Genomic DNA, 20771 nt, shown 5'->3' on the forward strand with positions numbered 1-20771 from the left:
TTTCTGATCCGTGGACTGATTAGCGACGACGGCTCTTGCGGTCGTCCTTCTCGTGACCCTTGAACGTGCGGGTCAGAGCGAACTCGCCGAGCTTGTGACCGACCATGGCCTCGGTGATGAACACCGGGACGTGCTTGCGCCCGTCGTGCACCGCGATCGTGTGCCCGAGCATGTCGGGAATGATCGTCGAGCGCCGCGACCAGGTCTTGATGACGTTCTTCGAGTTCTTCTCGTTCTGGACTTCCACCTTCTTGAGCAGGTGGTCGTCGACGAACGGGCCCTTCTTCAGGCTGCGAGGCATCTTTTAACTCCCGTTACCCGCGCTTGCGGGTGGCGTAGCGGCGACGAACGATCATGCGGTCGCTCTCCTGGCCCTTGCGGCGGGTACGGCCCTCCGGCTTGCCGGCGGGGTTGACCGGGTGGCGACCACCTGAGGTCTTACCCTCACCACCACCGTGCGGGTGGTCGACCGGGTTCATGGCGACACCACGGACGGTCGGGCGCTTGCCCTTCCATCGCATGCGGCCGGCCTTGCCCCAGTTGATGTTCGACTGCTCGGCGTTGCCGATCTCGCCGACAGTCGCGCGGCAGCGGATGTCGACGCGACGGATCTCACCGGAGGGCATACGCAGCGTGGCGTACACGCCCTCACGGCCGAGCAGCTGGATGCCCACGCCGGCCGAACGGGCCAGCTTGGCGCCACCGCCGGGACGGAGCTCCACACCGTGGACCGTCGTACCGACCGGGATGTTGCGCAGGGGCAGGTTGTTGCCCGGCTTGATGTCAGCGCCCACGCCCGACTCGACGCGGTCACCCTGCTTGAGGTCCTTCGGCGCGAGGATGTAGCGCTTCTCGCCGTCGGCGTAGTGCAGCAGTGCGATGCGGGACGTGCGGTTGGGGTCGTACTCGATGTGAGCGACCTTGGCCGGCACGCCGTCCTTGTCGTTGCGCCGGAAGTCGATCAGCCGGTACTGCCGCTTGTGGCCGCCGCCCTGGTGCCGCGTGGTGATGCGGCCGTGGACGTTGCGACCACCCTTCTTGGGCAGCGGGGCCAGCAGAGACTTCTCCGGCGTCGACCGGGTGATCTCGGCGAAGTCGGCGACGCTGGAGCCGCGACGGCCCGGCGTGGTCGGCTTGTACTTACGGATAGCCATGATTTACAACCCCTTAGCTGACCGGGCCGCCGAAGGCCTCGATACGGTCACCGTCAGCCAGCTTCACGAGGGCACGCTTGGTCGCCTTGCGCTGACCGAAGCCCGTCCTGGTGCGCTTGCGCTTGCCCTGGCGGTTAATGGTGTTCACCGTCAGCACGCGGACGTCGAAGATCTGCTGGATCGCGATCTTGATCTCGGTCTTGTTCGCGTCCGGGTGGACCAGGAACGTGTACCAGTTCTGGTCGAGAACGCTGTAGCTCTTCTCGGAGACCACGGGCGCGACGATGATGTCGCGCGGGTCGGCGATCGTGCTCACTTGTCCCCCTCCTCGGCGGCCTCAGCGGGAACGCCCAGGAACTCGTCGAGAGCTTCCTTGGTGAAGACGACCTCGTCGGCAACCAGCACGTCGTAGGTGTTGAGCTGGCCGGCCTCGATGAGGTGCACGGTCGGCTCGTTGCGCAGCGAGATCCAGTTCAGCTCGTCGTAGCTGCTGAGCACGACCAGCACCTTGCGGGACTCGGTCGCCTTGCGCAGCGTCGCGACAGCGGCCTTGGTCGACGGCTTCTCGCCGGAGACGAACGCCTCGATCACGTGGACGCGGCCGTCGCGGGCCCGGTCGGAGAGGGCGCCCCGCAGTGCGGCGGCCTTCATCTTCTTGGGGGTCCGCTGGGTGTAGTCGCGCGGCACGGGGCCGTGCACGACGCCACCGCCGGTGAACTGGGGCGCGCGGATCGAGCCCTGACGGGCGCGGCCGGTGCCCTTCTGCTTGTACGGCTTCTTGCCGCCGCCGGCGACCTCGCCGCGCGTCTTGGCCTTGGCCGTGCCCTGACGGGCGGCGGCGAGCTGGGCCACGACGACCTGGTGCATCAGCGGGATGTTGGCCTGCACGTCGAAGATGTCGTCGGGCAGCTCCACCGAGCCGGCCTTCGTGCCCTCGGCGTTGATGACGTCAACCGAGCTCACTTGGCACCACCCTTCTTCTTCGCCGCCGTACGGACCAGGATCAGCGCGCCCTTGGGACCGGGCACGGCGCCCTTGACCAGCAGCAGGTTGTTCTCGAGGTCGACCGCCTGCACCGTCAGGTTCTGCACGGTGAAGCGCTTGTTGCCCATGCGGCCGGCCATCCGGGTGCCCCGGAAGACGCGGCCGGGCGTCGCGCAGGCGCCGATCGAGCCGGGCGAGCGGTGCTTGCGCTCGACACCGTGGCTCGACTTGAGGCCGTGGAAGCCGTGCCGCTTCATGACGCCGGCGTAGCCCTTGCCCTTGGTCTTTCCGGTGACGTCGATCGGCGTACCCGCCGCGAACGCCTCAACGGTGACCTCTTGGCCGAGCTCGTACTCGCTCGCGTCGGTGGTGCGCAGCTCCACGATGTGGCGCCGCGGCGACACACCCGCCTTGGCGTAGTGGCCGCCCTCCGGCTTGTTGACCTTGCGCGGGTCGATGGCGCCGTACGCCAGCTGGACCGCGGTGTAGCCGTCAGTCTCGGCGGTGCGGACCTGGGTCACGACGCACGGGCCGGCCTGCACCACGGTTACCGGGACGACCTTGTTGTTGTCCCAGACCTGGGTCATGCCGAGCTTGGCGCCCAGGATGCCCTTCACTTGCCTGTCCATTGTCCGGATCCCTACAGCTTGATCTCGATGTCGACGCCAGCCGGCAGGTCGAGGCGCATCAGCGAGTCGACCGTCTTCGGAGTCGGGTCGATGATGTCGATCAGACGCTTGTGCGTGCGCATCTCGAAGTGCTCGCGCGAGTCCTTGTACTTGTGCGGCGAACGGATGACGCAGAAACGGTTGATCTCCGTGGGCAGCGGCACCGGGCCCGCGACCGAAGCTCCGGTGCGCGTGACCGTCTCGACGATCTTGCGTGCCGACGAGTCAACGACCTCGTGGTCATAGGCCTTGAGCCGGATGCGGATCTTCTGTCCCGCCATGGTGGCTTCTGTTTCCTTCTCTCGATGCCGCTACGTGCGAAAGCTGTGGCCCTCGCATGCCCGCAGGACCGTTGGTCCTGCGATGTCCGACCCCCGCGGTCGGGCGTGTCGCGCTCTGGAATCAAGCTCCGCCCCAGGCAACTGGAGCGATCTTGCCCACAAGGATTCCCCGGAGGAAATCCTTGATCCGTCGGGATCGGGGATGCCGGCGGCCAGTCAAAACACGCCGGACACCCGGCGAGGGTGGCTGACCGCCCTCTCTCAAGAGCGAGAGCAGCCAACCACCCTGCGCGGACGCAACCTGACTAGTATGCCGTATCGATCGCGGCAATGCTAATCGGGGTCACCAGTGAGGGGTCCCTCACTCAGACGTTGATCTTCGTGACCGTTCCGGCGCCGACGGTGCGGCCACCCTCACGGATCGCGAACTTCAGGCCCTGCTCCATGGCGATCGGCTGGATCAGCTTGACCGACATCGAGGTGGAGTCGCCCGGCATGACCATCTCGGTGCCCTCGGGCAGCGTGACGACGCCGGTGACGTCCGTGGTGCGGAAGTAGAACTGCGGGCGGTAGTTCTGGAAGAACGGCGTGTGCCGGCCGCCCTCCTCCTTCGAGAGGATGTAGACCTGGCCCTCGAACTCCGTGTGCGGAGTGCTCGAGCCCGGCTTCACGACGACCATGCCGCGCTCGACGTCCTCGCGCTTGATACCGCGCAGCAGGAGGCCGACGTTCTCGCCCGCGCGGGCCTCGTCGAGCAGCTTGCGGAACATCTCGATGCCGGTGCAAACGGTCTTGGTCGACTTCTCGCGGATACCCACGATCTCGACCTCCTCGTTCGGCTTGAGGATGCCGCGCTCGGCCCGGCCGGTGACGACCGTACCGCGACCGGTGATCGTGAAGACGTCCTCGATCGGCATGAGGAACGGCTTGTCGGTGTCACGCTCGGGCTGCGGGATCGCGGTGTCGACCGCGTTCATCAGCTCCATGAGCTTGCCGGTCCACTCCGCGTCGCCCTCGAGCGCCTTGAGCGCCGAGACGCGCACGACCGGAAGGTCGTCGCCCGGGAACTCGTAGGTGCTCAGCAGCTCGCGGACCTCGAGCTCGACGAGCTCCAGGAGCTCCTCGTCCTCGACCATGTCGCTCTTGTTCAGGGCGACGACGATGTACGGAACGCCGACCTGGCGGGCCAGGAGCACGTGCTCCTTGGTCTGCGGCATCGGGCCGTCGGTCGCGGCGACCACCAGGATCGCGCCGTCCATCTGGGCGGCACCGGTGATCATGTTCTTGATGTAGTCGGCGTGGCCGGGGCAGTCCACGTGCGCGTAGTGCCGCGACGCGGTCTGGTACTCGACGTGCGCGATCGAGATCGTGATGCCGCGGGCCTTCTCCTCCGGCGCCTTGTCGATCTCGTCGAACGGCGTGTAGGGGTTGAGGTCCGGGTACTCGTCGTGCAGGACCTTCGTGATGGCCGCAGTCAGCGTCGTCTTACCGTGGTCGATGTGACCAATGGTGCCGATGTTGACGTGCGGCTTAGTCCGCTCGAACTTCGCCTTCGCCACTGGTGTCCTCCTGTGGACTGTGTCTTTACTTTCGCCCGGCACGCCCGATAAGGCGATAGGGACTCTGTCGACTGCTCGTGCACGTGCGGTCCTCGACGGACCGCACGTGCCTCATCAGGCTGGGAGCTTACGCGCCCGTGGCCTTGGCGATGATCTCCTTCGCGACGCTCTGAGGAACCTCGGCGTAGGAGTCGAACTGCATGCTGTAGCTGGCCCGGCCCTGAGTCTTCGACCGCAGGTCGCCGACGTAGCCGAACATCTCCGAGAGCGGCACCAGCGACTTGATGACCCGAGCGCCGGAGCGCTCCTCCATCGACTGGATGATGCCACGGCGGGAGTTGAGGTCACCGATGACGTCACCCATGTTGTCCTCAGGGGTGGTGACCTCAACGGCCATCATCGGCTCGAGCAGCGCGGGGTCGGCCTTGCGGGCCGCCTCCTTCATCACGATCGAGCCGGCGATCTTGAACGCCATCTCCGACGAGTCGACCTCGTGGAACTGGCCGTCCACCAGGGTCAGCTTGACGCCGACCATCGGGTAGCCGGCGAGGACGCCGTACTGCAGGGAGTCCTGCGCGCCCGCGTCCACCGAAGGGATGTACTCCTTCGGGATGCGACCACCGGAGACCGCGTTGACGAACTCGTACGTGGGGCCGTCCGCGGCGAGCTCCAGCGGCTCGACCGTGACGACAACCTTGGCGTACTGGCCCGAGCCACCGGTCTGCTTCTTGTGCACGTACGTGAGCTTCTCCACCTTGCCGCGGATCGTCTCGCGGTACGCCACCTGCGGCTTACCGATGTTCGCCTCGACGTTGAACTCGCGGCGCATGCGGTCCACCAGGATGTCCAGGTGGAGCTCGCCCATGCCGGCGATGACCGTCTGGCCGGTCTCCTCGTCGTTGAAGACGCGGAAGGTCGGGTCCTCCTCGGCCAGGCGCTGGATCGCGACGCCCAGCTTCTCCTGGTCCGACTTGGTCTTCGGCTCGATGGCGACCTGGATGACCGGCTCCGGGAAGGTCATCGACTCGAGGATGACCGGGTTCGCCGGGTCGCTGAGCGTGTCGCCGGTGGTGGTCTGCTTGAGACCCTGGACGGCGATGATGTCGCCGGCCCACGCCGTCGGACGCTCTTCACGCTTGTTGGCGTGCATCTGGTAGATCTTGCCGATCCGCTCCTTGCGGTCCTTGGTGGAGTTGACCACCTGGGAACCGGACTCGAGCGTGCCGGAGTAGACCCGGACGTACGTCAGCTTGCCGAGGTGCTTGTCCGTCTGGATCTTGAACGCGAGGCCGGAGAACGGCTCGTCGTTCGACGGCTTGCGGACGATCGGCGTCTCGCCGTCGGTCGCCGTGCCGTCGATGGCCGGGACGTCCAGCGGCGAGGGCAGGTAGTCGACCACGGCGTCGAGCATGGGCTGAACGCCCTTGTTCTTGAACGCCGAACCACACAGCACCGGGTTCGCCTTGCTGGCGATGGTGGCGCGCCGGATGGCGGCCTTCATCTCGTCGATGGAGACCTCTTCGCCCTCGAGGTACTTCTCCATGACGGCGTCGTCCACGTCGGCGAGCGTCTCGATGAGCTTCTCGCGCCACTCGTTCGCGGAGTCGACCAGGTCGGCCGGGATCTCCTCGATCGCGTAGTCCTCACCCTTCTGGGTCTCCCCGCGCCAGGTGAGCGCCTTCATGTTGATCAGGTCGACGACGCCGATGTGGTCGCCCTCGAGCCCGATCGGGATCTGCAGGACGAGCGGGGTGGCGTTGAGCCGGTCGATCATCATCTGCACGCAGCGGAAGAAGTCGGCGCCGGTCCGGTCGAGCTTGTTGACGAAGCACATGCGCGGAACGTGGTACTTGTCCGCCTGCCGCCAGACGTTCTCCGTCTGGGGCTCCACGCCGGCCACGCCGTCGTAGACCGCGACGGCACCGTCGAGCACGCGCAGCGACCGCTCGACCTCGACCGTGAAGTCGACGTGGCCGGGCGTGTCGATGATCTGAATCGTGTAGCCCTTCCACTCGCACTTCGTGGCGGCGGAGGTGATGGTGATACCGCGTTCCTGTTCCTGTTCCATCCAGTCCATGACGGCCGCGCCCTCGTGGACTTCACCGATCTTGTACGTGATACCGGTGTAGAACAGGATCCGCTCGGTCGTCGTGGTCTTACCAGCGTCGATGTGCGCCATGATGCCGATGTTGCGAACCTTGGCGAGCGCGTCTGCGGCAGCCACTTCAATCCCTACTCTTCTTCGTCGTCGTCTCTGCAGAACCGGTACGACTGAACTGCGAAGGCCCGGCGGGAACCGGGCCGGCAGCGGGTCTTACCAGCGGTAGTGCGCGAAGGCCTTGTTGGACTCCGCCATCTTGTGGGTGTCCTCGCGCCGCTTCACCGCAGCGCCGAGGCCGTTGCTGGCGTCGAGCAGCTCGTTCTGCAGGCGCTCGATCATGGTCTTCTCGCGGCGGGCCTTGGAGTACTGGACCAGCCAGCGCAGACCGAGGGTGGTCTGGCGCGGGGTCCGCACCTCGACCGGCACCTGGTAGGTCGCGCCACCGACGCGGCGGCTGCGGACCTCGAGGGTCGGCTTGACGTTGTCCATGGCGCGCTTGAGGGTCACCACGGGGTCGGTGCCGCTCTTCTCACGGCAGCCCTCGAGGGCGCCGTAGACGATGCGCTCGGCGAGCTGACGCTTGCCCCCGACCAGGATCTTGTTCACCAGCTGGGTGACCAGCGGCGAGTTGTAAACCGGGTCCGGAACCACCGGGTGGCGCGGAGCGGGGCCCTTACGCGGCATGTCAGCTCTTCTCCTTCTTCGCGCCGTAACGGCTGCGGGCCTGCTTGCGGTTACGGACACCCTGGGTGTCCAGCGAACCGCGGACGATCTTGTAGCGGACGCCCGGAAGGTCCTTCACTCGACCGCCACGCACGAGCACGATCGAGTGCTCCTGCAGGTTGTGGCCGACGCCCGGGATGTACGCCGTCACCTCGATCTGGCTGCTGAGCTTCACACGAGCGACCTTGCGCAGCGCAGAGTTCGGCTTCTTGGGGGTAGTGGTGTACACGCGCGTGCACACGCCGCGCCGCTGAGGGCTTCCCTTCAGCGCCGGCGTCTTGGTCTTGCTCGTCTTCGCCTGGCGGCCCTTTCGGACCAGCTGCTGGATCGTGGGCACCGGGTTTCTCCGCTCCCTTCGGCCGCCCTTCAGCGGCCGCACCGTCTTCGTTCTGCCTTGTGCACCGAGAGATCCCGTTTGGATCCCCGGCACCCGCGGTCGGGCGTGTCGTCCGGCTCACGGTCCCGCCGCGCGCTTGCACACGCGTCGGGTGTTCTGTCTTTGTCAGGGCTGAAAACCCTGTCGTGCCACTGCCCCGTCGGTTACTACAGACTCGGGCGCACGCACGAGTTGCCCAGGCGAGCCTGGGCACGAGGGGAAAGAGTACCCACCACAGGGACACAGGTCAAAACGAGGATGTTCGTCCGACTGCTTCCCCTGATGGACATCTCCAACTAGCAAGTGTACCGGGTGCCCCGCGGCAACGACGCCTCGGTGTCGTATCCGGGTCACAGCGTCTCAGGAGAACTGCAACACGAGGATCAACAGCAGCGTCAGCGCCGAGATTCCCAGGCCCGCGAACCCGCAGCAGATGCCCGCGGTCGTTACGCCCCGGCCGACGAAGCGCACCCTGCCGTCCTGGCCGGAGCGCCTGATCTGACGCCGGGCGGCCAGCCCGACCCCCGCCGCGCCGCCACCGATCAGCACGCCCAGCAGCGCGAACGCGCCCGCCACGACCGCTCCCCAGCCGTCGGACAGGCCGATCAGGCCGAAGCAGAGCACCAGGGTGGAGACCAGGATCGCCGCGATGCCGGCGATCAGCGAGCCGGTGGCCAGGCCGGAGGTGATCGGCGCGACCCGCAGCTGGACCAGGGCGAACTCCGTGCCGGGCACGGGCTCCACGCGTTCCGGGGTCCACGCCTCGTTGGGCCTGGGCGGCAGCACCGGCGCCGGGCCGGCCATCGTCACCGGCTGTCCGGCCGGCGGCCACGAACCTGGATGCTGCGTCACCGGACCGTCCCTCTCCCCCACGTACCCCTGGATCTTCGAGCATGTCACCCGAACGTGGTGCGGCGCAGCCCTGGGGCCCGCTGACGGGCCTCAATCGGTGTTGGAGCTGAAGTCCTGGCCCCCGGTCGTGCCGGCCAGGTGCAGCAGCCCGGCGATGGAGGCCACCACCAGCGCGGTCAGCGCCAGCACGATCCCGGCCCAGGCCAGCCGCTCCCCGCGGCGCACCCACGCGGCGCCGAGCAGGTAGCCGCCGGCGTCGTAGGCCTGCCGGCGGACCTGGCGGGCCAGCAGCAACGCCACGGTGGCGGGAATCACGCCGCCGACCAGCGCGCCGGTCAGGAACGCGGCCAGCCCCAGCGCGAAGACGGCCCGGGCCTTGGTCGACGGCGCCGGTTCCGGATCCATCGGGTGGCGGGTGGGCACGGTCGTCGCGGGGAATGTCACCCGTCCATCTTAGGAACACCGAAGGGCGACCGCGCAGACAAGCGCGGCCGCCCTCGGTCGGTGCGGAAAACCCTTAGCGGTACGACCCGAAGTCGAAGTCGTCCAGCGGCACGGCCTGCCCGCTGGCCGGCCCGAAGCCGTAGTCGGTCTCGGGGTACCCGGTCATCGAGTACACCTTGGCCTTGGCCTCCTCGGTCGGCTCGACCCGGATGTTGCGGTACTTGCTGATGCCCGTACCGGCCGGGATGAGCTTGCCGATGATGACGTTCTCCTTGAGGCCCACCAGCGAGTCGCTGCGCGAGTTGATCGCAGCGTCGGTGAGCACCCGGGTGGTCTCCTGGAAGGAGGCCGCCGAGAGCCAGGAGTCGGTCGCCAGCGAGGCCTTGGTGATACCCATCAGCACCGGGCGACCGGCGGCGGGCTCGCCACCCTCGCCCACGAGCCGGCGGTTCTCCGACTCGAAGAGCGCGCGGTCGACCAGCACGCCCGGCAGGAACTCGGTCGCGCCGGAATCGATGACCGTGACCCGCTTGAGCATCTGGCGGATGATGATCTCGATGTGCTTGTCGTGGATGAGCACACCCTGCGAGCGGTAGACCTCCTGGACCTCACTGGTCAGGTGGACCTGGACCGCCCGCGGGCCCATGATGCGCAGCAGCTCGTGCGGATCGATGGTGCCCTCGGTGAGCTTCTCGCCGACCGCCACGTGGTCGCCGTCGTGGGCCCGCAGCTTGACGCGCTTGGAGATCTTGTCGTACACGATCTCCTCGCTGCCGTCGTCCGGGATCACGATGATCTTCCGCGAGCGCTCGCCGTCCTCGATGCGGATGCGTCCCGGGGTGTCGGCGATGGGCGCCTTGCCCTTGGGCACGCGGGCCTCGAAGATCTCCTGCACACGCGGCAGACCCTGGGTGATGTCCTCACCCGCGACACCACCGGTGTGGAAGGTACGCATCGTCAGCTGCGTACCCGGCTCACCGATGGACTGGGCCGCGATGATGCCCACGGCCTCGCCGATGTCGACCGCCTTGCCGGTCGGCAGCGAGCGGCCGTAGCACGCGGCGCAGACGCCCAGCTTCGACTCACAGGTCAGGACGCTGCGCACCCGGACCGTCTCGACGCCGGCCGCGACCAGCTTGTCGACCATGATCGAGTTGAGGTCGTCGCCCCGCGACACCACCCGGTTGCCCTGGGCGTCGTCGATGTCGTCGGCCAGCGTCCGGGCGTGCACGCCGGTCTCGGCGTGCGTGTGCACCACCAGCGTGCCGTCCGCCTCGCGGTCGCCCACCTGCATCGGGATCGCGCGGTCGGTGCCGCAGTCCTCCTCGCGGATGATGACGTCCTGCGAGACGTCCACCAGACGCCGGGTCAGGTAACCCGAGTCGGCGGTACGCAGCGCGGTGTCGGCCAGACCCTTACGCGCGCCGTGCGTGGAGATGAAGTACTCCAGCACGGTCAGGCCCTCGCGGTAGGACGAGGTGATCGGGCGCGGGATGATCTCGCCCTTGGGGTTGGCCACCAGACCACGGATCGCGGCGATCTGTCGGAGCTGGAGGAGGTTACCGCGGGCGCCGGAGTTGATCATGACCCAGAGCGGGTTCTCCTGCGGCAGCGCCGTCTCCATCTCCTTCGAGATGTCCTTGGTCGCGTTGGTCCAGATGTCGATGAGCTCGCCGCGACGTTCCTCGGCGGTCATCAGACCACGCTGGTACTGCTTGTCGATGCGGTCGGCCTCGCCCTGGTAGCGGGCGATGATCTCCGGCTTGCGCGGGGGACCGATGACGTCACCCATACCGATCGTCACACCGGACCAGGTGGCCCAGTGGAAGCCGGCCTCCTTGAGCGCGTCCAGGGTCGCCGCCAGGGCGACCTTGGGGAAGCGCTCGGCGAGGTCGTTGACGATCGCGGAGAGCTGACCCTTGCGGATCTCGTAGTTGACGTAGCGGTAGCCCGGCGGCAGCGTCTCGTTGAAGAGCACCCGTCCCAGGGTGGTCTCCACGACCAGCTTGTCGCCCGACTCCCAGCCCTCCGGACGCTCCCAGGTGGGGGCGCCGGCGCCGTTGTCGACCTCGAGCACCTCGGGCAGGCGGATCTTGACGAGCGCCTGCAGGTGCAGCTCGCCGTTGTCGAACGCCATCCGAGCCTCGGCGTCCGAGCTGAACGTCCGGCCCTCGCCCTTCGCACCCTTGGTGAGGTGCGTCAGGTAGTAGAGGCCGATGACCATGTCCTGGGTGGGCATGGTGACGGGCTTGCCGTCGGCCGGCTTGAGGATGTTGTTCGACGACAGCATCAGGATCCGGGCCTCGGCCTGCGCCTCGGCCGACAGCGGCACGTGCACCGCCATCTGGTCACCGTCGAAGTCGGCGTTGAACGCCGTGCAGACGAGCGGGTGGATCTGGATCGCCTTGCCCTCGACCAGCTGCGGCTCGAAGGCCTGGATGCCCAGGCGGTGCAGCGTCGGTGCGCGGTTGAGCAGCACCGGGTGCTCGCTGATGACCTCTTCCAGCACGTCCCACACGACCGCGCGCTGACGCTCGACCATGCGCTTGGCCGACTTGATGTTCTGCGCGTGGTTCAGGTCCACCAGGCGCTTCATCACGAACGGCTTGAACAGCTCCAGCGCCATCTGCTTGGGCAGGCCGCACTGGTGCAGCTTGAGCCGGGGGCCGACGACGATGACGGAACGGCCGGAGTAGTCGACGCGCTTGCCGAGCAGGTTCTGACGGAACCGGCCCTGCTTGCCCTTGAGCATGTCGGACAGCGACTTCAGCGGACGGTTGCCCGGGCCGGTGACCGGCCGGCCGCGGCGGCCGTTGTCGAACAGCGCGTCGACGGCCTCCTGCAGCATCCGCTTCTCGTTGTTGACGATGATCTCGGGGGCGCCGAGGTCGATCAGCCGCTTGAGCCGGTTGTTCCGGTTGATCACGCGGCGGTACAGGTCGTTCAGGTCGGACGTGGCGAAGCGGCCACCGTCGAGCTGCACCATCGGGCGCAGGTCCGGCGGGATGACCGGGACGCAGTCCAGGACCATGCCCAGCGGCGAGTTGCGGGTGTTCAGGAACGCGGCGACGACCTTGAGCCGCTTGAGCGCACGGATCTTGCGCTGGCCCTTGCCGCTGCGGATGGTCTCCCGCAGCGACTCGGCCTCGGCGTCGAGGTCCATGTTCTCCAGCAGGGCCTTGATCGCCTCGGCGCCCATGCCACCGGTGAAGTACTCACCGAAGCGGTCGCGCAGCTCGCGGTAGAGCAGCTCGTCGGTGACCAGCTGCTTGCTGTCGAGCTTGCGGAAGGTGTCGAGCACCTCGTCCAGGCGGTCGATCTCGCGCTGCGCCTTGTCACGGATCTGGCGCATCTCGCGTTCGCCGGCCTCCTTGACCTTGCGACGCACGTCCGCCTTGGCGCCCTCGGCCTCCAGCTCGGCCAGGTCCTGCTCGAGCTTGGCGGCGCGCTTCTCGATCTCGGAGTCGCGGCTGTTCTCGGACTGCCGCTTCTCGGCGAAGATCTCGTTCTCGATGGTGGACATGTCGCGGTGACGGGCGTCAGCGTCGACAGAGGTGACCACGTACGAGGCGAAGTAGATGATCTTCTCGAGGTCCTTGGGGGCCAGGTCGAGCAGGTAGCCCAGCCGGCTCGGCACACCCTTGAAGTACCAGATGTGCGTGACCGACGCGGCCAGCTCGATGTGGCCCATGCGCTCACGACGGACCTTGGACCGGGTCACCTCGACGCCGCAGCGCTCACAGATGATGCCCTTGAACCGGACCCGCTTGTACTTGCCGCAGTAGCACTCCCAGTCCCGCTGAGGACCGAAGATCTTCTCGCAGAAGAGTCCGTCCTTCTCGGGCTTGAGCGTGCGGTAGTTGATCGTCTCGGGCTTCTTGACCTCGCCGTGCGACCACTGCCGGATGTCGTCAGCGGTAGCAAGGCCGATGCGCAACTCGTCGAAGAAGTTGACGTCGAGCACTTGGACTATCCCTCGTGTTTCGTTGCTCGGATAAATTCCAGGCCGGCGGGGCGGCCCCCGGCAGCGTCACGCGCTGCCGGGGGCCGCACTCCGTCAGATCTCTTCGACGCTGCTGACGCCCTCGTTCGGGCGTCGGGACAGGTCGATGCCGAGTTCTTCCGCGGCCCGGAAGACCTCGTCGTCCGTCTCGCGCATCTCCAGGGCAACCCCGTCGCTGGAGAGCACCTCGACGTTCAGGCACAGCGACTGGAGCTCCTTGAGAAGCACCTTGAAGGACTCGGGGATTCCCGGCTCCGGGATGTTCTCGCCCTTGACGATCGCCTCGTAGACCTTCACGCGGCCGAGCACGTCGTCGGACTTGATGGTGAGCAGCTCCTGCAGCGCGTAAGCCGCACCGTAGGCCTGCATCGCCCAGCACTCCATCTCACCGAAGCGCTGACCACCGAACTGCGCCTTACCACCCAGCGGCTGCTGCGTGATCATCGAGTACGGGCCGGTCGACCGTGCGTGGATCTTGTCGTCGACCAGGTGGTTCAGCTTCAGGATGTAGACGTAGCCGACCGAGATCGGGTCCGGCAGCGGTTCGCCGGAACGACCGTCGAAGAGCTGTGCCTTGCCGTCGCCGTTGACCAGCCGCTTACCGTCGCGGTTGACCAGCGTCGACTCCAGGAGACCCTTGATCTCGTCCTCCTGGGCGCCGTCGAAGACCGGGGTCGCGACGTTGCTGTCCTTGGGCGACTCGTGGGCCTCGATGGCGCGCAGCTGACGCTTCCAGTCCGCGTCCTCGCCCTCGACCTCCCAGCCCGTCTTGGCGATCCACCCGAGGTGGGTCTCCAGGACCTGGCCGATGTTCATGCGCGAGGGCACACCCAGCGGGTTGAGCACGATGTCGACCGGGGTGCCGTCCTCCAGGAACGGCATGTCCTCGATCGGCAGGATCTTGGAGATGACGCCCTTGTTGCCGTGGCGGCCCGCGAGCTTGTCACCGTCCTGGATCTTGCGCTTCTGGGCGACGTACACCCGGACCAGCTCGTTCACGCCCGGGGGCAGCTCGTCGCCGTCCTCCCGCGAGAACGTGCGGACGCCGATGACCGTGCCGGTCTCGCCGTGCGGCACCTTCAGCGAGGTGTCCCGGACCTCCCGGGCCTTCTCACCGAAGATCGCGCGCAGCAGCCGCTCCTCCGGGGTCAGCTCGGTCTCGCCCTTGGGCGTGACCTTGCCGACCAGGATGTCGCCGGGCACGACCTCGGCGCCGATCCGGATGATCCCGCGCTCGTCCAGGTCGGCGAGCATTTCCTCGCTGACGTTGGGGATGTCGCGGGTGATCTCCTCCGGGCCGAGCTTGGTGTCGCGGGCGTCGACCTCGTGCTCCTCGATGTGGATCGAGGTGAGGACGTCCTGCTGCACGAGGCGCTGCGACAGGATGATCGCGTCCTCGTAGTTGTGGCCTTCCCAGCACATGAACGCGACGAGCAGGTTCCGGCCGAGGGCCATCTCGCCCTCGTCGGTGCACGGACCGTCGGCGATGACCTGGCCGGCCTCGACCCGGTCGCCCTCGAAGACGACGGGCTTCTGGTTGACGCAGGAGCCGGCGTTGCTGCGACGGAACTTGTGCAGCAGGTACGTGCGGCGGTGGCCGTCGTCCTGGTGCACCGTCACGTAGTCGGCGCACAGGTCCTCGACCAGACCGCCGACCTCGGCCACGACCACGTCGCCGGCGTCGACCGCGGCACGGTATTCCATGCCCGTGCCGACCAGCGGCGCCTCCGCCTTGACCAGCGGAACGGCCTGACGCTGCATGTTCGCACCCATCAGGGCGCGGTTGGCGTCGTCGTGCTCGAGGAACGGGATCATCGCGGTCGCGACCGAGGTCATCTGCCGCGGCGACACGTCCATGTAGTCGACCTCGGTGCCGGGCACGTAGTCGACCTCACCGCCCTTACGGCGGACCAGGACGCGGTCCTCGGCGAAGGTGCCGTCGCTGGCCAGCAGCGCGTTGGCCTGCGCCTTGACGAACCGGTCCTCCTCGTCCGCGGTCAGGTAGTCGACCTGGTCGGTGACCCGGCCGGCCTCGACCTTGCGGTACGGGGTCTCGATGAACCCGAACGGGTTGACCCGCGCGAACGTCGAGAGAGCGCCGATCAGGCCGATGTTCGGGCCTTCCGGCGTCTCGATCGGGCACATCCGGCCATAGTGGGACGGGTGCACGTCACGGACCTCGAAGCCCGCCCGCTCACGGGACAGACCACCCGGGCCGAGCGCGCTCAGCCGGCGCCGGTGGGTCAGACCCGCCAGCGGGTTGGTCTGGTCCATGAACTGCGAGAGCTGCGACGTGCCGAAGAACTCCTTGATCGCGGCCACCACGGGGCGGATGTTGATCAGGGTCTGCGGCGTGATCGCCTCGACGTCCTGGGTCGTCATGCGCTCGCGGACGACGCGCTCCATCCGGGACAGGCCCACGCGGACCTGGTTCTGGATGAGCTCGCCCACGGTGCGCAGGCGCCGGTTGCCGAAGTGGTCGATGTCGTCGGCCTCGTAGCCCTCCTCACCGGCGTGCAGCCGGCAGAGGTAGTCCACGGTCTTGACGATGTCTTCCTCGGTCAGCGTGCCCCGGACGATCGGGACGTCGATGTCGAGCTTCTTGTTGAACTTGTAGCGACCGACCTTGGCGACGTCGTACCTCTTCGGGTTGAAGAAGAGGTTGTCGAGCAGGGTCTGCGCGTTCTCCCGGGTCGGCGGCTCGCCGGGGCGGAGCTTGCGGTAGATGTCGAGCAGGGCCTCGTCCTGCCCGCCGATGTGGTCCTTCTCGAGCGTCGTCATGAGCAGCTCGGACCAGCCGAACCGCTCGCGGATCTGGTCCGCCGACCAACCGATCGCCTTCAGCAGGACGGTGACGGCCTGCCGGCGCTTGCGGTCGATGCGGACACCGACGGTGTCGCGCTTGTCGATGTCGAACTCGAGCCAGGCGCCCCGGCTCGGAATGACCTTGACGCTGGAGAGGTCACGGTCGGAGGTCTTGTCCGGCTCCTTGGTGAAGTACACGCCCGGCGAGCGGACGAGCTGACTCACCACGACGCGCTCGGTGCCGTTGATGACGAACGTCCCCTTGGGGGTCATCATCGGGAAGTCACCCATGAACACCGTCTGGCTCTTGATCTCGCCGGTGGTGTTGTTGGTGAACTCCGCGGTCACGAACAGCGGTGCGCAGTAGGTCAGGTCCTTCTCCTTGCACTCCTCGATCGAGGCCTTGACCTCGTCGAAGCGCGGCGCTGAGAAGGACAGCGACATGGTGCCGGAGAAGTCCTCAATGGGACTGATCTCTTCGAGGATCTCTGCGAGGCCCGAGTGGGCGTGTGGATCGTCCGTAGAGCGCGTCTGCCAAGCCTCGTTCCCGACCAACCAGTCGAAGGACTCCGTCTGGAGGGCGAGGAGGTTGGGGACTTCGAGTTGCTCGGTGATCCTGCCGAACGAGATACGGCGGGGAGCGTAAGCGCTCGACGTACGACTGGTCTTCGCAGGGCGGGAAGCTGCCAAGATGCGTCCTTCCGAGGACCGGTGCTGCTGATGCGGCTGAGCTGCTGATGCAACTGTCTGCGTCACTTGTGTGCGTGCACTCCAATGAACCCCCAGGAAATCATCCGGATCGATGTTCCTGCAGGGCTCATGACAGAAGGCAGCGCAAACTAGCAGTGTAGCCGCTCGGCTAACCGCTGTCCAGCCCACACCGGAGGGGGCCTGCGGAACGTGTCCCCGCGGCCTCTGACCTGTGCTTCTCGGCCAGTGCCTCGTGCGGGGCCGCTCGGAACGCGGCGAAACTCCCTCGGGTGCCGGTCTGTGGGATCCCGGTGACACCAGGACTACCCACAGGGCGGCTGTCGCAAGCGCGGAAACTTGCTGATGTCAGCGTGCCTGTCAGCGGACACACAGTCAAGGGTTGCGCCCCGGGTCGGTCGTGCGCCGTCGCCCACCGGACGCGGCATAGCGACTTTAGCGTACGAAAAGCGCGGGCCGACAGCATTTGTCCGTCGTCCTTCCGACGGCCGGCGAAACCGCCCTGACCAGGTGATTCAGGTCCCGGAAACAGGGCAGGCGAGGACCCGGTCGGGTCCTCGCCTGCGCCGAGGTGAAACGGTGGAGCTCAGGTCACTTGAGGGTAACCTTGGCGCCTTCGCCCTCGAGCTTGGCCTTGGCGGCCTCCGCCTTCTCCTTGTTGACACCCTCGAGGATCGCCTTGGGGGCGGCCTCGACGGCGTCCTTGGCCTCCTTGAGGCCCAGGCCGGTCAGCTCGCGCACGACCTTGATGACCTGGATCTTCTTGCCACCGTCGCCCTCGAGGACGACGTCGAAGGAGTCCTTCTCGGCCTCGGCCTCGGCCGGGGCAGCAGCGCCACCGGCGGCGGCGACGGCGACCGGCGCGGCCGCGGTGACCTCGAAGACCTCTTCGAACTGCTTCACGAACTCGGAGAGCTCGATGAGGGTCATTTCCTTGAACGCGTCGAGCAGCTCGTCGGTGCTGAGCTTCGCCATGTCTGGCAACCTTTCGTTGTTTCTGTAATGGGAAAGTCGAACTCCGCGCGGCCCGATCAGGCCTCGGCGGAACCGTCCTGTGCGCGCTTGTCCTGCAGAGCCGCGGCCAGGCGGGCGACCTGGGCGAGCGGGGCCTGGAACGTGGCCGCCGCCTTGGTCAGGTTGCCCTTCATGGCGCCGGCCAGCTTGGCCAGCAGCACCTCGCGGGACTCGAGGTCGGCGATCTTGCTGACCTCTTCGGCCGAGATGGCCTTGCCCTCGAAGACGCCGCCCTTGATGACCAGGACCGGGTGGGCCTTGGCGAAGGCCCGAAGGCCCTTGGCCGCCTCGACCGGGTCGCCGGACACGAAGGCGAGCGCGGTAGGACCGGTGAACAGCGTGTCGAGGCCCTCGATACCCGCGTCGGTCGCCGCCCGCTTGGCGAGCGTGTTCTTCGACACGGAGTACTTGGTGTCGTTGCCCAGCGAGCGCCGCAGCTCGGTGATCTCGGAGACCGTGAGGCCGCGGTACTCGGTCAGCAGGGTGGCCGCGGAGTTACGGAACTTGTCCGTGAGCTCGGCGACGGCAGAGGCCTTGTCGGCCCGGACCGGCTTGTCCGCCATGTCCCTCCTCTCTCAGTGCTCAGCCGCCGGCCGGTGCTGTCGGCGGGCCCGCACATGAGAAACGCCCCGGCGCAGGGCGCACGGGGCGGGACATGGACGCGTTGCCGCGTCGACATGATCACGAACCGTTCTCCCCTGCGCGGGCCGCCCGCATGCTGCGGGACCTTCGACCGGGACCCCCGTCTGACGACGGCGATCACGACGACCAGCGGTCTATGGGTGGAACTTCTCGGCAACTGTACGCGAGCGCGCGCGCCGAAACCAAATCGCCGTCACGAGCGGCGGCGGCGCAACCGTGCGTAGCCGCCGACGACGACCGCGCACCACAGCGCTGTCCACGACGCGAGCAGCCAGAACCGGCCGGCCGGCGGCAGCTCCTCGGCGGCGAGCGCCCGGGCGGTGGCCATCACCGGAGGGGCCAGCCACGGCGCCACCGAACCGCTCAGGCCCAGCACGATCGTCAGCACCGCGCCGCTCACCAGCACGGCGACGCCGTTGCGGACCGTACGGGTCACGGCCCGGCTGGCCACCGCCCCCAGGGCCACGGCCGCCGGGACCGCCAGCAGGTGGGCCAGGGCGCCGAGGGCGAGGCCGGCCGCCAGGGACGGCTCGCCGGGGCCGGGCGCACTGATCGCGTGGAAGGGCCACCACGGGGCCAGCATGGCGACGGCGCAGAAGACCAGGCCCACCAGGGACGCGGCCAGCAGGCCGGCGGCCACCTCCCGGCGCGCGCCGACGGCCAGGCGGGCCAGGCGGCGCTGCCCGTCCGGCTCGGCGTCCAGCAGGAGCTTGGCCTGCCAGGCGAGCACCGGGAAGAGCATCACGGCGGAGTAGCCGTAGGCCGGGGCGGCCGGGGACTGGCCGCCGCCGTGGATCACCCCGAGCACGATGAGGGCGGTGATGATCGGGGGCAGCGCGCGGCCGCCGCGCACGAAGGCCACGAGGCGCATCCGCACCAGGGCGATCACCGGGCCACCTCCCCGGCCGCGGAGGACGCGTCGGCGCCCGGGGACGCCTCCGGAGCAGGGCGTACCCCCAGGACACGGTGACCGTCGGCCCGCAGCCGGGCCACCGTGTCGTCGGCGTCCGCCCGGCGGACGGCGACCTCGACCACCACCTCGTCCGCCTCGCTCTGCGGCTCCCCCGTGGTGTGCACCGCGCCCCCGGCCACCGTCCAGTGGATCGCGTCGGGCAGGCCGGCGATCTCGCCGCGATGGTCGCTGACCAGCACCGCTCCCCCGGCCGCGGTGATCTCGGCCACGATGCCCGGGATGAGCGTGCGGGCGACCGCGTCCAGGCCCTCCCAGGGCTCGTCGAGCACGAGCAGCCCCGGCGCCGACAGCAGGGCCTGGGCCAGGCCGACCTTCTGCGCCGTGCCCTTGGAGAGATCGGCGAGCCGGGTGTGGCGGTGGTCACCGAGCCCGAGGCGGTCGATCCAGTGCTCCACCCGGGCCGGGCCGGGCAGCCCCCGCAGGGCGGCCATCCGGGTCAGATACTGCTGCGCGGTGAAGGGCTGATCGGCCGGGAAGCGCTCCGGGACCCAGCCGACGATCGGCGGCCGGTCGTGGACGGCGCCCCGGACCGGGCGCAGCACCCCGGCCGCGAGCTGCAGCAGCGTCGACTTGCCGGCGCCGTTGCGGCCGAGCACGACCACGGTGGCGCCGGGCTCGACGGTGGCCGACACCGTCCGCAGCGTCCATGCCGCGCGGCGTGCGTACCGGAACCAGACCTGGTCGAATCGCACGCCGGACAGCCTCGCACAGAAGAAGCCCCCGGGGTGATCCCCGGGGGCTTCCTGTGGAGCTGGATCGTCAGGCGTCGGGGTGGTCGCCGCGCAGGTTCTTGACGATGTTCGGGTCGACCGGCACGCCGGGGCCCATGGTGGTGCTGACGGTGACCTTCTTGAGGTACTTGCCCTTGGCCGCGGACGGCTTCGCGCGCAGCACCTCGTCGAGGACCGCACCGTAGTTCTCCACCAGCTGCTCCTCGGAGAACGAGGCCTTGCCGATGATCAGGTGCAGGTTCGAGTGCTTGTCCACCCGGAACGTGATCTTGCCGCCCTTGATGTCCGAGACCGCCTTGGTCACGTCCATGGTGACCGTGCCCGTCTTCGGGTTCGGCATCAGGCCACGGGGGCCGAGGATGCGGGCGATCCGGCCGATCTTGGCCATCTGGTCCGGCGTCGCGATCGCGGCGTCGAAGTCCAGCCAGCCGCCCTGGATGCGGGCGACGAGCTCGTCCGTGCCGACCTCGTCGGCGCCGGCCGCGACGGCCTCCTCGGCCTTGGCGCCCTGGGCGAAGACGATCACGCGGGCCGTCTTGCCGGTGCCGTGCGGCAGGTTGACCACGCCGCGGACCATCTGGTCGGCCTTACGGGGGTCCACGCCGAGGCGCATCGCGACCTCGACCGTGGCGTCGAACTTGGTGGGGCTGGCGTTCTTGGCGATCTTGACAGCCTCGGCCGGCGCGTAGAGCGCGGTGGTGTCGATCTGCTCGGCTGCCTTGCGGTACGCCTTGCTGCGCTGCATGTCTCTCT

The 20771-nt window shown here is 68.0% G+C and carries 19 protein-coding genes; all 19 read right to left on the reverse strand.

What is annotated here, in order from left to right; all coding sequences use genetic code 11:
• Positions 1–19: 19 nt before the first annotated feature.
• The 19 genes from rpsS to rplA all read right to left on the reverse strand — a co-directional run bounded on the left by rpsS (position 20) and on the right by rplA (position 20763).
• Complete coding sequence (gene rpsS / locus Ani05nite_RS37995; RefSeq protein ID WP_020513590.1) at positions 20–301, reverse strand: 30S ribosomal protein S19; 282 nt, start codon at positions 299–301, stop codon at positions 20–22.
• Between the two features lie 13 nt (positions 302–314).
• Positions 315–1154 (reverse strand): 50S ribosomal protein L2, encoded by an 840-nt coding sequence (rplB, locus tag Ani05nite_RS38000; RefSeq protein ID WP_023358174.1) that lies wholly within the window; start codon positions 1152–1154, stop codon positions 315–317.
• A 13-nt stretch (positions 1155–1167) separates the two neighbouring features.
• On the reverse strand, positions 1168–1470 hold the full coding sequence (rplW, locus tag Ani05nite_RS38005) for a 50S ribosomal protein L23 (RefSeq protein WP_203776595.1): 303 nt from the start codon (positions 1468–1470) through the stop codon (positions 1168–1170).
• On the reverse strand, positions 1467–2117 hold the full coding sequence (gene rplD, locus Ani05nite_RS38010; RefSeq protein WP_203776596.1) for a 50S ribosomal protein L4: 651 nt from the start codon (positions 2115–2117) through the stop codon (positions 1467–1469). Before rplD ends, rplW begins: the two co-directional genes overlap by 4 nt.
• The gene (gene rplC / locus Ani05nite_RS38015; RefSeq protein WP_203776597.1) at positions 2114–2767 is read right to left on the reverse strand and encodes a 50S ribosomal protein L3; all 654 of its coding nucleotides are present in this window, start codon (positions 2765–2767) and stop codon (positions 2114–2116) included. Before rplC ends, rplD begins: the two co-directional genes overlap by 4 nt.
• Before the next feature lie 11 nt (positions 2768–2778).
• Complete coding sequence (gene rpsJ / locus Ani05nite_RS38020) at positions 2779–3087, reverse strand: 30S ribosomal protein S10 (RefSeq protein ID WP_097322778.1); 309 nt, start codon at positions 3085–3087, stop codon at positions 2779–2781.
• Positions 3088–3452: 365 nt separating this feature from the next.
• A complete protein-coding gene (tuf, locus tag Ani05nite_RS38025; RefSeq protein WP_203776598.1) occupies positions 3453–4646 on the reverse strand; it encodes an elongation factor Tu in 1194 nt (397 codons plus the stop codon).
• A gap of 127 nt (positions 4647–4773) precedes the next feature.
• A complete protein-coding gene (gene fusA / locus Ani05nite_RS38030; protein WP_203776599.1) occupies positions 4774–6870 on the reverse strand; it encodes an elongation factor G in 2097 nt (698 codons plus the stop codon).
• A 90-nt stretch (positions 6871–6960) separates the two neighbouring features.
• On the reverse strand, positions 6961–7431 hold the full coding sequence (gene rpsG, locus Ani05nite_RS38035) for a 30S ribosomal protein S7 (RefSeq protein WP_106130645.1): 471 nt from the start codon (positions 7429–7431) through the stop codon (positions 6961–6963).
• A gap of 1 nt (position 7432) precedes the next feature.
• Positions 7433–7807 carry a 30S ribosomal protein S12 gene (gene rpsL, locus Ani05nite_RS38040; RefSeq protein WP_014440718.1) on the reverse strand — a complete coding sequence of 125 codons (375 nt, stop codon included), beginning with the start codon at positions 7805–7807 and terminating at the stop codon, positions 7433–7435.
• A gap of 399 nt (positions 7808–8206) precedes the next feature.
• Complete coding sequence (locus Ani05nite_RS38045; protein ID WP_307836744.1) at positions 8207–8698, reverse strand: hypothetical protein; 492 nt, start codon at positions 8696–8698, stop codon at positions 8207–8209.
• A 90-nt stretch (positions 8699–8788) separates the two neighbouring features.
• Positions 8789–9103, reverse strand: a complete 315-nt coding sequence (locus Ani05nite_RS38050; RefSeq protein WP_203776622.1) for a hypothetical protein — start codon at positions 9101–9103, stop codon at positions 8789–8791.
• A gap of 112 nt (positions 9104–9215) precedes the next feature.
• Positions 9216–13106 carry a DNA-directed RNA polymerase subunit beta' gene (locus Ani05nite_RS38055; protein ID WP_203776600.1) on the reverse strand — a complete coding sequence of 1297 codons (3891 nt, stop codon included), beginning with the start codon at positions 13104–13106 and terminating at the stop codon, positions 9216–9218.
• 93 nt (positions 13107–13199) lie between these two features.
• Complete coding sequence (rpoB, locus tag Ani05nite_RS38060; RefSeq protein WP_203776601.1) at positions 13200–16640, reverse strand: DNA-directed RNA polymerase subunit beta; 3441 nt, start codon at positions 16638–16640, stop codon at positions 13200–13202.
• A 609-nt stretch (positions 16641–17249) separates the two neighbouring features.
• Positions 17250–17633 (reverse strand): 50S ribosomal protein L7/L12, encoded by a 384-nt coding sequence (gene rplL, locus Ani05nite_RS38065; RefSeq protein WP_203776602.1) that lies wholly within the window; start codon positions 17631–17633, stop codon positions 17250–17252.
• 56 nt (positions 17634–17689) lie between these two features.
• Positions 17690–18235 carry a 50S ribosomal protein L10 gene (gene rplJ / locus Ani05nite_RS38070; protein ID WP_203776603.1) on the reverse strand — a complete coding sequence of 182 codons (546 nt, stop codon included), beginning with the start codon at positions 18233–18235 and terminating at the stop codon, positions 17690–17692.
• Between the two features lie 272 nt (positions 18236–18507).
• The gene (locus Ani05nite_RS38075; RefSeq protein WP_203776604.1) at positions 18508–19203 is read right to left on the reverse strand and encodes a hypothetical protein; all 696 of its coding nucleotides are present in this window, start codon (positions 19201–19203) and stop codon (positions 18508–18510) included.
• Positions 19200–19979, reverse strand: a complete 780-nt coding sequence (locus Ani05nite_RS38080; protein ID WP_203776605.1) for an ATP-binding cassette domain-containing protein — start codon at positions 19977–19979, stop codon at positions 19200–19202. The genes Ani05nite_RS38075 and Ani05nite_RS38080 overlap by 4 nt, the downstream gene beginning before the upstream one ends.
• 67 nt (positions 19980–20046) lie before the next feature.
• Positions 20047–20763, reverse strand: coding sequence for a 50S ribosomal protein L1 (gene rplA, locus Ani05nite_RS38085; RefSeq protein WP_203776606.1), 717 nt, complete (start codon positions 20761–20763; stop codon positions 20047–20049).
• Positions 20764–20771 lie beyond the last annotated feature (8 nt).

It is taken from the genome of Actinoplanes nipponensis (assembly GCF_016862275.1).
In the GTDB taxonomy this organism is placed as follows: domain Bacteria; phylum Actinomycetota; class Actinomycetes; order Mycobacteriales; family Micromonosporaceae; genus Actinoplanes; species Actinoplanes nipponensis.

Bases quoted from the DNA above. Each gene is read 5' to 3' on its own strand.
- Ani05nite_RS38050 (WP_203776622.1), bottom strand. From the start codon at position 9,103: ATGGATCCGGAACCGGCGCCGTCGACCAAGGCCCGGGCCGTCTTCGCG.
- rplJ (WP_203776603.1), bottom strand. From the start codon at position 18,235: ATGGCGGACAAGCCGGTCCGGGCCGACAAGGCCTCTGCCGTCGCCGAG.
- rplA (WP_203776606.1), bottom strand. From the start codon at position 20,763: ATGCAGCGCAGCAAGGCGTACCGCAAGGCAGCCGAGCAGATCGACACC.
- rplC (WP_203776597.1), bottom strand. From the start codon at position 2,767: ATGGACAGGCAAGTGAAGGGCATCCTGGGCGCCAAGCTCGGCATGACC.
- rplL (WP_203776602.1), bottom strand. From the start codon at position 17,633: ATGGCGAAGCTCAGCACCGACGAGCTGCTCGACGCGTTCAAGGAAATG.
- rpsG (WP_106130645.1), bottom strand. From the start codon at position 7,431: ATGCCGCGTAAGGGCCCCGCTCCGCGCCACCCGGTGGTTCCGGACCCG.
- rplB (WP_023358174.1), bottom strand. From the start codon at position 1,154: ATGGCTATCCGTAAGTACAAGCCGACCACGCCGGGCCGTCGCGGCTCC.
- rpsJ (WP_097322778.1), bottom strand. From the start codon at position 3,087: ATGGCGGGACAGAAGATCCGCATCCGGCTCAAGGCCTATGACCACGAG.
- rpsS (WP_020513590.1), bottom strand. From the start codon at position 301: ATGCCTCGCAGCCTGAAGAAGGGCCCGTTCGTCGACGACCACCTGCTC.